The sequence below is a fragment of the Phaeobacter sp. G2 genome (assembly GCA_025163595.1).
Classification (GTDB): Bacteria; Pseudomonadota; Alphaproteobacteria; order Rhodobacterales; family Rhodobacteraceae; genus Pseudophaeobacter.
In genome coordinates, this window is the sequence record CP104100.1 from 2001257 (window position 1) to 2014057 (window position 12801).

Genomic DNA, 12801 nt, shown 5'->3' on the forward strand with positions numbered 1-12801 from the left:
CGCCGATGTTTGATCTTGGGTTGACCGAACTACTGGTTATTGGCGTCGTGGCGCTGATTGTCGTCGGGCCCAAGGACCTGCCGGAGATGTTTCGAAATGTCGGCAGGTTTGTGGGCAAGGCCAAGGGCATGGCGCGCGAGTTCAGCTCGGCGATGAACGACGCTGCTGACGAAAGCGGCGTGCGGGATGTGGCCAAGGGGCTGAAGGCTGCGACCAATCCGGTTGGTTCGGCTATGGACGGGGTGAAAGAGGCGGCGCAGGATATGGCAAGATCCATTGATCCGACCTCTTACAAACCGGAGTCAGAAACCGGGAAACTGGCTGCTGAACGGGCCAAGGACGCCAAGAAAATTCAAGCCGCAACCGCGCGTGCCGCAGCCGAGCGCAAGGCACAGGAAGCAACCGAAGCCCTGGCCCATGCCGAAGCGGCTGAAGCCGCGGTGGACCGCGCGCCTGAACAGCCAAGCAACGCCGAGCCAGCAGTGGCACCCTCTGACGGAAGTGAGGCCAAAACATGAGCCATAGCGAAGAGGTTGAAGACTCAACCGCCCCGCTGATCGAGCATCTGGCCGAGCTGCGGACCCGCTTGATCCGGTCGGTGCTGGCCTTTGCGGTAGGGGTCATCCTGGCCTTTGTCGTGGCCGAGCCGATCCTGCAATTCCTGGTGCAGCCGATCGAACAGACCCTGCGGGCGCTGGGTGATCCTTCGCCGACGCTGCAATATACCTCGCCGCAGGAATATCTGTTCACCCTGTTTCGGATTTCCATGGTCTTTGGCTTTGCGCTGTCCTTTCCGATGATCGGCTACCAGCTGTGGCGGTTTGTGGCGCCGGGCCTTTATAAGACGGAAAAAGGCGCGTTTCTGCCCTTTCTGGTTGCCTCGCCTTTCATGTTCCTGTTGGGCGCGACCTTTGCCCAACTGGTGGTGACCCCCCTGGCGATGCAGTTTTTCCTCGGCTTTGCGGATGTCAGCTCGATCTTTGCCAACCTGATTTCCAAGGCGGCTGGAGATGTGGCTGTAACCCTGCCGGATGGCGTAAACGTCGATACAGCTGTCGTGCCTGCCACCACGGATGGGGTCAAAATCACCTTCTTTGGCAAGGTGAATGAGAGCCTGGATATCACCCTGAAATTCATCATGGCCTTTGGCCTGTGCTTTCAGTTGCCGGTGTTGCTGACCCTGATGGGTAAGGCTGGCCTGGTCAGTTCTGATGGGCTGGGGGCGATGCGCAAATATGCGGTTGTTGCCATTCTGGTGCTGGCCGCGCTGGTGACACCGCCGGATGTGATCACCCAGTTGATCCTCTTTGTGGTGGTCTATGGTCTCTATGAGATCTCGATCTTCCTGGTGCGCCGGGTTGAGGCCAAGCGTGAAGAGAAGCTGCGGGCAGAGGGCTATTATGATGATGAGTATGATGATCCCTTGATGGCTGAGTTCGACGAGGATGAAGACAAGTAGGGCCGCAATGGTTTGACAGATAAGGGGCGCGCTGGTGAGAACTGGCGCGCCCTTTTTTGTGCCGGATTGGAGGCTGCAAGATTAGGCGCTGAGCTCTCGAGACAGAAGGGGTGGGTTTGCGCAATACCCGGCGCAGGCGACAGAGCCACTTGCCGCCAATGAAGGAACGTGCTTTCAAAACCGCAGCTATTGACGGAGGCAGGACATGGACGAAAAAACACTGACACGCATTGCTGATGCTCTGGAGCGGATGTCTCCGGCGCCTCTGGCAGCACCGGATTTTGGTACGGCTTCGGCCTTTGTCTGGCATGTCGCCCCCGACCGGCTGCAGCCGGTTGAGCGGGTGAACCGGGTGGATCTTGATCTGCTGGTTGGTATTGAACGCGCCCGCGATACCCTGTTGGAAAACACCCGTCGTTTTGCCCGCGGCGAGGCGGCCAATAACGCCTTGTTGTGGGGCGCGCGGGGCATGGGGAAGTCCAGCCTGGTAAAGGCCATCCACGGGGCTTTGTTGCCGGATCACGGCGATCTCAAGTTGGTGGAGTTGCAGCGTGAAGATCTGCCTTCGGTGGCGCGGCTGCTGAACCACCTGCGCCAGGCGCCGTACCGGTTTATCCTGTTTTGTGATGACCTGTCCTTTAGCCATGATGACCAGCACTACAAAAGCCTGAAGGCCGTGCTGGATGGGGGCATTGAGGGGCGGCCTGACAATGTGGTGTTCTTTGCCACGTCTAACCGGCGCCATTTGATGCCGCGCGACATGATCGAAAATGAGCGTTCCAGCGCCATCAATCCCTCTGAAGCGGTGGAGGAGAAGGTGTCGCTGTCTGATCGCTTTGGGCTGTGGCTGGGTTTTCATCCCTGCGATCAGGATGAATATCTTGCCATGATTTCAGGCTATTGCAGCGCCTATGGTGTGACGGTCGACGCCGAGGCCATGCGCGCCGAAGCCATTGAATGGCAGGCGACACGCGGGGCGCGCTCTGGCCGGGTGGCCTGGCAGTTTTTCACCGATTTGGCGGGACGTCACGGGGTTGCCTTGAGCGGGTAGCGGCGGAGCAAGACCAAAAAAACCGCACAGTCAAAGCTCCAGCCCTGTCTAGGCACGGCTGGAGCTTTGGTTTTTGGCCGGCGAGCTGTTCGGGAAACCGCCCGCACTGCGGATCAGGGGGCAGTTAGTTTAGATAGGGCAGCGGGTCGAGACTGTCATAGCCGTTGCGGACCTCAAAATGCAGGGTTGCGCCTTCGGTCTCTTGCAGGTTGGCTATGGTCTGGCCGCGCTTTACCCGGTCGCCCTTGCTGACCAGAATTTTGTCGACATTGGCATAGATGGTCAGCAATTGCGGATCATGGCGGATGACAATGATCGGGATGTTTTTGGAATCTTTGGTGATGGCGGCAACGGTGCCGGATTCAGCCGCCTTTACCGGTGCGCCTGAGGCGGCGGCGATGTCGATCCCGTCGTTGCGCCCCTGGGCGTAGGTCTGCACGATTTTCCCCTGAACCGGGTAGGCCATGGCGCTTTGGCTGGCGCGGCTGGGGGCTGGTACATCAACGGTCGGCAGGTTTTGGGAGGCCACATTGGCGGGCGCCAGGTCTTCCTCGGGCAGCGGCTTGGTTGCACTTGGCGGCGTTGGCGTGGCGCTGCCCTCGCCGGGGGCGGTGGTGGCCGGGACCACCGGGGTGCGGGAACGCTGCTGGTCTTTGAGCGGGATCAGCAGGTGTTGACCTTCGCGAATGGCAAAATCGCTGCCCAAGCCGTTCCATTCTGCCAGAGATTTGACCGGGACCTGATAGAGCCGGGAGATCGTATAGGCGGTTTCACCGCGCACCACCTTGTGGCGCACGGGTTCGGGGCCTGCTTGAACGGCGGCAGGGCGCTCCGGCGCTGTGGGTTGCAGGTCGGTGGTGGTCACCGAGCCGGGATTGGGCGAGGTTGTCGGGGATGCATCAATGGCGCTGCCTGCAAGGGAGGCAATGTCGACACCTCCAGGCGACGTGCTGCCATCTGCGGCAGGCAGGCTGTCCGGGGCGCGCCGGGGCAGGGCGAGGATTTCGCCCTTGCGCAGGGTGTCCCCGGGTTGCATGCCATTGAAACGGGAAATTTCCCCCACGGGCAGACCAATGCGGGTGGCCACATCCGAGACCGTGTCGCCGCGCTCTGCCACCGCAACCTGGTAGGAGGGATAGGTGATCAAGCCACGGGCATCTGCCGCCGGGCGATGGGTGGTGGCGGTCTGGGCTGCGGCGGTGGTGTTGAAGCCGCCGATCTGTCCGCGCAGATCATAATCCAGCGGTCCATCACATCCGGCAAGAAGAGCCAGCACAGGAAGCGAGGCAAGCGCCATGCGTCGACCCGCGAATCGAAGTCTGGCGCTGCTAGAAGGGCTGCCTGTCATCATGCTATCCTCATTTCGTGTCGTGTTTTTAAACGCGCCGGATCTTTGCCGGTTTTATGGCCTCTTGTGCTGCTGCGCGACTGCAGGTCAATGGTTTTCTGCAGCTCAGGGGCCAATCGGCGCCAGTTTGCCTGAATTTAGGCTTCTTTGCCCAATCCTTCCAGCAGGGGAACAAACCGGACGGGTCGCAGTTCATCATAATCGAGACCGTCTTCGGATTTGCGCACCCTGATCAGGGTCTGCACCGTGTCGGACTGGCCGACGGGAACAACCATGATACCGCCGGGTTTGAGCTGCGCCAGCAAGGGGCCGGGGGGATCTTCGGCAGCGGCAGTGACAATGATCCGGTCAAAAGGCGCCTGATCGGGCAGGCCAAAACTGCCATCCCCCACCAGCGAGGTCACATTTGGCAGCTGCAGGGCATCAAAGATCATTCGGGCTTCGCGCACCAGGCGGGCATGGCGGTCGATGGTATAGACCCGCCGGGCCAGCTTGGCCAGAATGGCGGCCTGGTAGCCCGAGCCAGTGCCGACCTCCAGCACGGTGTCGCGTGGCGAAACCTGCAGGGCCTGGGTCATCAGGCCAACCACCGAGGGTTGAGAGATGGTCTGGCCGCAGGCAATCGGCAGCGGCGTGTCCTCATAGGCGCGTTCGGAAAAAATGCCGCGGACAAAGGGACCCCGGTCAATCTGCTCCATGGCCTCCAGCACCCGGCTGTCGGTCACCCCGCGCGAGCGCAGGGCAAACAGAAACTGCATCTTTGTCTCGGGGTCGGGGCTGGTCATTCGATTCCTGTGAACGCATCTAACATATCATGGGCGGTCAGATCGGCGCGCATTGGGGTCACCGAGACATAGCCATTCAGGTTGACGCTGGCGTCGCTATCAGGCGCGGTCTGAATGTGCTGATCACCGCCACGGATCCACAGGTAGCGGCGCCCGTTTGGAGAAAGCTGCTCTTCGGCTGAAAAGTGAGTGCCACGGCGGAAACCCTGGCGCACCACCCGGGTGCCTTTGACCGCGTCGGCGGGAACGGGAGGGAAGTTGATATTGTAAAACAGACGGTAATCTTGCTGGTCCTGTGGCTCTGCTGCCAGGACCTTGCGCACAACCTCTGCCCCGTGTTGGGCTGCGGCCTCAAAGGGATCATCGAGATCTTTGTTATGAGGGCCAAAATACTGCGACAACCCGATGGCGGGAATGCCCTGTAAGGCGGCTTCCATCGCTCCGCCCAGGGTGCCCGAGTAGAGCGCATTTTCAGCCGAGTTGTTGCCACGGTTCACGCCGGAAAGCACCAGGTCGGGGCGATTGTCCTTCATTGCCACATGGATACCGGCCAGTACGCAATCGGCAGGGGAGCCTTCGGCAGCATAGCGCTGCGGCCCCAGCTGGCTGAGCATGGAGGGGCGCGTATAGCTGATGCAATGGCCAACGCCTGATTGTTCAAAGGCAGGCGCTACGGTCCAGACTTCGCCATCAGGTCCGGCGAGATCCTGAGCGATCTGTTCAAGCACGACAAGCCCAGGTGCACTGATGCCGTCGTCATTGGTGATGAGAATGCGCATAAAATCCCCCGCAGCTGTTTAGATCTGAATAGGCATTGGTACAATTGGGGGCAAGTGTTTCGGCTCGTCAGGAGACCGGAAGCTGCGGCGGATCTGGTAGCTGTGCCACAGGTTTGGCCGGGGATGGGCCAAATACAAACGTTCACCGACAAAAAAGGGGGGGGCTCCCGCGCAGATCGGGGCTTTTGCAAAGCCCCTCTTCCCTTGGGCCCGGCAGGCTGCGCCTGCGGTTGAAAACTGGCGCTGGCCTAGTGGGGGGCGGTAATGTTGGGCAATACCCCGCGCCGCCAAAGGGTTGGGCGCTGCGCTGGGGCGTTGCGTTTGTGTTGCGCTGGCCTAGCTCTGAATATCCGTGAGCAGGCGTGCGGCTTCGGCGTGGATGTCGGCCAGCGGTGCGCGGTCCTCACCAGGGAAGAAGCGGGCGCGCAGGGCGGTGGGCATTGGCTGCGGCTGCAGTATCTTCACCACCGGTCCGGTTTTGACTGTTTCAGCCTGCCAGCTGCGTGCCAGCGCCATTTGCGCTGCCTTGCTGGCGCCGTAGGTGCCAAAGAACTTTTCGCCCGCACGGGGGTCATCAAAAAACACCGCCTGACCGCTGCGTCCCAACAGGGGGGCCACATAGGGAATAAGGATCGAAGGCGCTGTGGCATTGACCGCGATGGATTTTGCCCAGTCCTTTTCTCCCACGGAAGGCGCCGGGCTGAGCGGAGCGGCATGGATCGCCGTGTGCAGCCAAAGATCCAGCTGTCCCCAGCGATCATGGATCCCACGGCACAGGGTTGCCATGGCTGCGGGCTGGGTAACATCCATCGGCGCCAATGTGGCTGACCCACCCAGCGCCTTGATGCGATCATCAAGCTCCTCAAGCGCACCGGTGGTACGCGCAACAGCGACGATATGATGCGTTGGCGCCAAGGCTTCGGCCAGGGCTGCCCCCAGGCCGCGAGATGCGCCGGTGATAAGAGCGATTTTCTGTGTCATGGGCCGTCTTTTGATCCGCTTGAGGCAGGGGGTCAAGTCTCCATCTTGGAGGAGCCGCCTGGATTATGGATGCGTCGCATGGGAAGGGAGCTGACCGCCCCGGACCAAGTGCTCAACCGCCGGGCATTTCGATCCGGCTACTGCGGCCAGATTTTTCCAGGACAATGCCGCCCGGATCAATCCCCAGCACGCGGCCCTGGACCAGCCGGCTGCCGGTTTTGATGGTCTTTACCCGACCGCTGGGCAGGCGCACCATGGCCTGGAGATCATTTTCGACGCCAAATAGACCAAGCAGGCTGAGGCCTCTGGATGCAATCATATTGGTCTGGGTGGCTTCTTTGGCAACGCGTGAAGGCGTTTCTGGGCTGGTTTGTGTCATGTCTTACTTTTTATGGCGCAGCTGCGGGGGGCAGCGACGAGAACAGGAGGGAGGCCGACAAGCCTGAGGGCCGGGCACTGGCGACGAGGGGGGAGAACCACGCCGTGAAAGGGATCTAAGCGCAGATATGGGCTGCCGCCGCTGGGGGCGAGGGGCAAATTTGAGTGGGCCGATCCTGCGGAGCGGACTATCGGCAAAGCCATGCTAAGGGGGTGGAAAACGGGCGGGCTTTTGCCGACAGGCCTGCAGGGGCAGGGCTGGTCTGGATAACAGGCCTCAGACCTCTTGAAAGCGCTTGGTGTAACCCAGGTCAGGGCTGGCCGGATGTCGGTCAGGAATCATAGACCAGAGAGGCCAGATCATGGCCATAGGTATGGAGCAGCTCAAACAACTCTTCCAGCTGCGCGCCCTGGTTTTGCAGGGGAGCGAGCGGGTTATTGGGCTCTGACACCTGTAGTTCAGGATATTGGCCCTCGGGGCGCATATGCAGCATGCAGGCAACGGGGGTGCCGTTGTCGGGCGGGATAGCATTGGCCAGCCAGGCCGGCCGACTGCCAAGGCTTTCGGTCTCCTGCATGTCCAACAGGTCGAGGTAGGCGTCAAAATCTTCAACCCCGAGATTGGCCCAAGTGCCCAAAATGAACTCCTGCCCATCGCTGTCGGCCAGAGGGATCGCCAGAACCGCCCGGACAAATCGCAGATCCCCAATGCGGCAAAAGTCATCGGTGAGCACATCACCGGTCTGCGCCAGTACCGCCGAATTGTCCTGTACCACCAGGTCTTCGGGACACTGGTCTGGGCGGTCGCAGCTGAGGCTGAGCAATTGCGCAAAGGTCGCGCCGCAGCAGCGACACTGGCGCGAGGAAGTCAGCATTCTGGCAAGATGTGCGTCCAAGTGGCGGGTCTTTCGTAGAGCTCGAACAGAGCAGGTAGCAAAACACAGGAGAGGCGCCGATCTGTGTGATCAGCGCCTCTCCCTATGACGTTGGGGCTCTCATATCCTGCTTAGCCGGCAAGTTCAAACCCCTCGTGTGATGGCACAGCTTCCGGGCGTCACCACAGAGGCGAGGCCCGGCACCTGCAGGGGGATCTTTTGGTTCAGGTTGCCAATTTCATGCTGTTCCAGGATTCTCCGGGGGCTGGCATGTCTTGGATCTTTTTGCTCACCCGGCCGCTGCTTTCGAGCGAATCCAGGTAGTCGTTTGAGACACTGCCGGTGACATATTTTCCGTCAAAACAAGAGCAATCAAAGGTGTCGATGTCCTTGTTGCCCTCTTTGGCTGCCCAAACCAGATCTTCAAGCCGCTGATAAATAAGCGCATCGGCGCCCAGCTCTTCGCGAATTTCTTCGGTGCTGCGCCCGTCTGCGATCAGCTCATGCTTGGTAGGCATGTCGATGCCATAGACATTGGGGTATTTCACCGGTGGCGAGGCAGAGGCGATATAGACCTTCTTGGCGCCGGCATCGCGGCACATCTGGACGATCTTCTGGATGGTGTTGCCGCGCACGATGGAATCATCAATGAGCATGATATTCAGCCCCTTCATCTCCAGCGGAATTGCATTCAACTTGCGGCGGACCGATTTTTGCCGCTCGGCCTGACCGGGCATGATGAATGTCCGCCCGATGTAGCGATTCTTTACCAGACCTTCGCGGTAACGAATGCCCATGGAGTTGGCCACTTCCAGTGCCACGGGCCGGGCGGAATCCGGCACCGGGATAATGCAGTCGATTTCCAGGTCGGCCTCGATGATCTGTTTTGCCAGCGTCTGCCCCATGCGCAGCTGGGTTTTATAGACCGAAATACCATCCAGCATCGAATCGGGTCGCGCCAGATAGACATATTCAAAGATACAGGGGGTCAGGGTGCCTTCGACCGCCTGGAAGCTGTGCATATTGCCGTCCAGATCAATGAGAATCGCCTCGCCGGGCGCCACATCGCGCAGTTTTTCGAAGCCGTTGATGCCAAAAGCCACGTCCTCAGAGGCAAAGGCGTAGTCATCGCCGTCGCCTTCGGCCGCACGGCGGGCAATGGACAGGGGGCGAATACCATGGGGGTCGCGGAAGGCCAGCATGCCGACACCTGCGACCATGCAGATCACCGAATAGGCGCCCTGAATGCGCTCCATGGTCATTTTCACCCCGGCAAAAAGATTGCGGATCGGGTCGACCGTGCCATTGACCTTGATGCTGTCAGAGATCTTGTCAGCCAGCACATTGAGCAGGATTTCGGAATCCGAGGTGGTGCGCAGATGGCGGCTGTATTTGGCTGTTACCTTGTCACGCTGCTCTGCTGTATTTGTAATATTTCCGTTGTGAACCAGATAGATACCATAGGGCGCATTGACGAAAAAGGGCTGCGCCTCAGAGGCGCTGAGTGACCCCGCCGTGGGGTATCTTACATGTCCGATGCCCACCTTGCCGCGCAGGGTCTCTGCATCGGAGGCATTGAATACATCTTTGACCAGACCGTTGGCTTTGCTCTCGCGAAAGAACTCGCCCGTGTAGGTCACAATGCCCGATGCATCCTGGCCGCGGTGTTGCAGCATGAGCAACCCATCATAAAGTTCCGCAAAAACCTCGTGCTGTCGGCTTGCGATCCCCAAAATCCCGCACATTGAATGACTCCAATTTCGCTGTAGCGTTGCTGTCGGTTGCTGCAGACCAGGCCCCAGCCTGGATACTGCTGCAGGCTTCCTAGCTTGGATAGGCCGTAGAATACAGAAGAAAGCATGGATTTTTCTGCGTCATTTTCTTGGTGTTCGGAACAGTTTTGTCAGCAATGAGGGAGTTTTTATGCCACATCACAACCGTGGGGAGTTGCTGCGGACCGGCTGCGGCCAAGAACGGGCAAGGCTCGTGCCCAGCAGCAGCGCCACTGCAGACAAGAAAATGGGCGACCCTTTTGTGACAAGGCCGCCCTAAGTGGGGAGGAAAGCTTTGGGAAAGGGTCTGCTCAGGCAGCCTTTGGCGCGGTGTTGGGGGCGGTCTTTGACCCAGCCAGCAGATCCTTCAGCAGGTCAGGGAACTCGGCTTCTTCTTGAACACCCGTCAGAGCCAGTGCGCGGCCCTCATCGCTGGCCAGGATCTGACGGGTTTCCGCCAGGGACAGCTCTTTGAAAGCTCCATCCGGCCCGCCTGTTCCCGCCTGGATCAACATGCCGCTTTCGGCCCAGATCAACTCTTCTTCGGCGCATTCAATGTGGATCCGGCCCAGGCGTTCTGGGCTCAGGGCTTTGATACCTTTGTGGCCGGCCAAGGAAATCAGTTTCACCAGAACCAGGGGAAGACCAAACAGGCGCTCAGCCGCGTCGATTTCAAGCGCGACCATTTGATCGGCTGGAAGTTGCAGGTCACAGTCATTGCCCAGGGCACCAGCAGGAACATGCATCATGGTGGTCAGGCGGGGCACCGCGTGGCGAACCGTCTCGACCTCTTGGCAGCCACCGTCGAAGGTGTAGACCATATCGCCTGGCTTAACGTCCCGGGCCTGCACAAAGCCGCGATCGGTTTCCACCAGTGTCTGCGGCAGAAAGCCACCAGTCTTGCTCCGCTGCGGCGCCTGAACCTCTGGTTCGGGACGCACCATTGGGAAATCCAACAAAAGGCCAACCGGCTGATAATCGGCGAAAGTGTTGAAATGATCCAGGAGCATGGTGTCGATCCTTCTGAGCGAGAGTGCCTGTTCGTTTTGTTGATCCTATCTGGCCCTCGAATTGGGACGGAAATGGGGCAGGGGTGCGGCCAATTCCGTTCTTGCCCCCATTTTTCGCAACAAAAGCGCGTTTTTTGCGCCTTTGTTAACCATTGAGTGGGGCTGCTTGAGGATTTTTTAAGAAAATCACGAAAATCCGCAGTTTCAAAATGCGACCAGAAAAAATGATTCTTAATGGTTAACAAAAGGTTAAAGGTTAACCGGAGGCATTAACCTGTCGTTGGGTGGTCTGTGGATAAAGCTGTGAAGTCTTTGCAGCACCATAGAAAAAGGGCGCCAATAAGGCGCCCTTTCAAAATAATGCTGGTTTACCTTGGTAAACAGATCAGGTGTTAGCTGCCGCAAGAGCCGATCAAGGCCTCGTACTGCTGGGTCACCCAGCCGAGGGCCTGCTCAGGATTGCGGTCTTCGATCTTGCCAATCATCTGTTCAAACACCACCGCCGAGCGGCTCTCGTCAACAATTGTAAAGCTCTGCCCGGTCATCACCACATTATAGAGGAAAAAGGCAATCGCCACGAGCAGGATGCCGCGCAAGACGCCAAAGAAGAAACCGGCCCCCTGGTCCAAGCCGCCAAGCGCAGATCGCTGGACCAGCGATGAGAACAGTGGCGTGAAGAAGGACACCACAATCAGTGCCACCGCAAACACGGCGGCAAAGGCGGCAATGATCGAGAGTTCGCAACTGTCAGAGATGAATTCGCCAACAACTGGGATCTCTGCCATCAGCGGTTCGACCTGAGGGGCGAACATAAAGGCAAGGATGCCGGCTGCGATCCAGCCCGCAATGGCCATGGCTTCGCGGACAAAGCCACGCGAATAGGCCAGAAGCGCCGATAATACGATGACCAGGGCCACAACCCCGTCAATAATAGTGAAACCTTCCATAACCCTCGCCCGTTAGCCTGCGATAAAATTTCGGCAACTCTAGCCGGCTCCAAAGAATTCGCCAACAAATCCCGCCAGATCTGAGGCTCGGCGCAGGCCAAGACCCTTGATCGAAATGGATTTGCCACCACTTGGAGCTATTGCAGAGGTGAAACCAAGTTTTTGCGCCTCTTTCAACCGGTTTTCGGTCTGTGGGGCCGGACGAAGGGCCCCAGACAGCGATATTTCTCCAAAAACAGCGGTATCTGCGGGCAGGGCGACATCTTCACGGGCGCTGAGCAAGGCGGCGGCCACCGCCAGGTCGGCTGCGGGTTCGGTGATTTTCATCCCACCCGCCACATTGAGATAGACATCCAACCCGGCAAAAGGAATGCCACACCGCGCTTCAAGCACGGCAAGAATCATCGCCAGGCGGGAACTGTCCCAGCCCACCACGGCGCGGCGCGGTTGCGAATGGGGCGAGGGCGCCACCAGCGCCTGCATTTCGACCAGAACCGGGCGGGTGCCTTCAATGCCGGCAAAGACGACAGAACCAGCTGACGGCTCGCCACGGTCCGACAGGAACAGCGCCGAAGGATTGGTGACCTCGGCCAGGCCGCAGCCGGTCATTTCAAAGACGCCAATCTCATCCGCGGGGCCAAAGCGGTTTTTCACCGCCCGCAGAATGCGGAACTGATGCCCCCGCTCGCCTTCAAAATAGAGCACCGTGTCGACCATATGTTCCACAACCCGAGGTCCGGCAATCTGGCCGTCCTTGGTGACATGGCCCACCATGATGATGGAAATCCCCTGGGCCTTGGCAAAGGTGGTCAACTCGTGGGCCGCGGCCCGCACCTGGCTGACAGATCCGGGGGCGCTGTCCACGTGATCCGCCCACATGGTCTGAATGGAATCGATGATGGCCAGCTGCGGTCTTTCGGCCTCCAGCGTGGTCAGGATATCGCGCAGGTTGGTTTCCGCGGCCAGTTTTACCGGCGCCTGTGCCAGTCCCAACCGCTGCGCCCGCATCCGCACCTGCGCCGAGGCTTCTTCGCCGCTGACATAGATGGTTTTTACCCCCGCCTGGGCAAAGCGTGCAGCCGCCTGCAACAGCAGGGTCGATTTGCCGATCCCAGGATCGCCCCCAACCAGAATGGCAGAGGCCGCGACCAGACCACCACCAAGAACCCGGTCCAGCTCTGCGACGCCGCAGGTGGCGCGGGGCGGTGGGGTTTCTTCGGTGGACAGATCTGACAGCGGGATCGTCTTGCCGCGCCGGATCCCAAGTGACTTTTTGGAAGGGCCAGCGGAGGAGAGGCCTTTGTCTTCGACAATAGTGTTCCATTCGCCGCAGCCTTCGCAGCGACCGGACCATTTGGAAAAGCTCGCGCCGCAGGCAGAGCATGAAAAGGTATTTGATTTTGCCATATGGCCTTC

Annotated in this window: 13 protein-coding genes; 3 read left to right on the forward strand and 10 right to left on the reverse strand. The window is 59.5% G+C overall.

What is annotated here, in order from left to right; all coding sequences use genetic code 11:
* Window positions 1-5: 5 nt before the first annotated feature.
* The 3 genes from tatB to N1037_09545 all read left to right on the forward strand — a co-directional run bounded on the left by tatB (window position 6) and on the right by N1037_09545 (window position 2510).
* A complete protein-coding gene (tatB, locus tag N1037_09535) occupies window positions 6-518 on the forward strand; it encodes a Sec-independent protein translocase protein TatB (GenBank protein UWS81229.1) in 513 nt (170 codons plus the stop codon).
* Window positions 515-1459 carry a twin-arginine translocase subunit TatC gene (locus tag N1037_09540; GenBank protein ID UWS81230.1) on the forward strand — a complete coding sequence of 315 codons (945 nt, stop codon included), beginning with the start codon at window positions 515-517 and terminating at the stop codon, window positions 1457-1459. Before tatB ends, N1037_09540 begins: the two co-directional genes overlap by 4 nt.
* 205 nt (window positions 1460-1664) lie before the next feature.
* Window positions 1665-2510, forward strand: coding sequence for an ATP-binding protein (locus N1037_09545; GenBank protein ID UWS81231.1), 846 nt, complete (start codon window positions 1665-1667; stop codon window positions 2508-2510).
* Between the two features lie 124 nt (window positions 2511-2634).
* Here N1037_09545 and N1037_09550 read toward each other — a convergent pair whose 3' ends face one another.
* From N1037_09550 to radA, 10 genes are all read right to left on the reverse strand, one after another.
* Complete coding sequence (locus N1037_09550) at window positions 2635-3858, reverse strand: peptidoglycan DD-metalloendopeptidase family protein (protein UWS81232.1); 1224 nt, start codon at window positions 3856-3858, stop codon at window positions 2635-2637.
* 137 nt (window positions 3859-3995) lie between these two features.
* Entirely contained in the window at window positions 3996-4643 is a 648-nt protein-coding gene (locus N1037_09555; GenBank protein UWS81233.1) for a protein-L-isoaspartate(D-aspartate) O-methyltransferase, read from the reverse strand.
* Window positions 4640-5422 carry a 5'/3'-nucleotidase SurE gene (surE, locus tag N1037_09560; GenBank protein ID UWS81234.1) on the reverse strand — a complete coding sequence of 261 codons (783 nt, stop codon included), beginning with the start codon at window positions 5420-5422 and terminating at the stop codon, window positions 4640-4642. Before surE ends, N1037_09555 begins: the two co-directional genes overlap by 4 nt.
* 336 nt (window positions 5423-5758) lie before the next feature.
* Complete coding sequence (locus tag N1037_09565) at window positions 5759-6403, reverse strand: SDR family oxidoreductase (GenBank protein ID UWS81235.1); 645 nt, start codon at window positions 6401-6403, stop codon at window positions 5759-5761.
* A 112-nt stretch (window positions 6404-6515) separates the two neighbouring features.
* Window positions 6516-6782, reverse strand: a complete 267-nt coding sequence (locus N1037_09570; GenBank protein UWS81236.1) for a hypothetical protein — start codon at window positions 6780-6782, stop codon at window positions 6516-6518.
* 331 nt (window positions 6783-7113) lie between these two features.
* Complete coding sequence (locus N1037_09575; GenBank protein ID UWS81237.1) at window positions 7114-7656, reverse strand: DUF2199 domain-containing protein; 543 nt, start codon at window positions 7654-7656, stop codon at window positions 7114-7116.
* Window positions 7657-7880: 224 nt separating this feature from the next.
* Window positions 7881-9401 (reverse strand): amidophosphoribosyltransferase, encoded by a 1521-nt coding sequence (purF, locus tag N1037_09580; GenBank protein UWS81238.1) that lies wholly within the window; start codon window positions 9399-9401, stop codon window positions 7881-7883.
* A 338-nt stretch (window positions 9402-9739) separates the two neighbouring features.
* The gene (locus N1037_09585) at window positions 9740-10438 is read right to left on the reverse strand and encodes a Hint domain-containing protein (GenBank protein ID UWS81239.1); all 699 of its coding nucleotides are present in this window, start codon (window positions 10436-10438) and stop codon (window positions 9740-9742) included.
* A 392-nt stretch (window positions 10439-10830) separates the two neighbouring features.
* Window positions 10831-11385, reverse strand: a complete 555-nt coding sequence (locus tag N1037_09590; protein ID UWS81240.1) for a CvpA family protein — start codon at window positions 11383-11385, stop codon at window positions 10831-10833.
* Window positions 11386-11424: 39 nt separating this feature from the next.
* Window positions 11425-12792, reverse strand: a complete 1368-nt coding sequence (gene radA, locus N1037_09595; GenBank protein UWS81241.1) for a DNA repair protein RadA — start codon at window positions 12790-12792, stop codon at window positions 11425-11427.
* Window positions 12793-12801 lie beyond the last annotated feature (9 nt).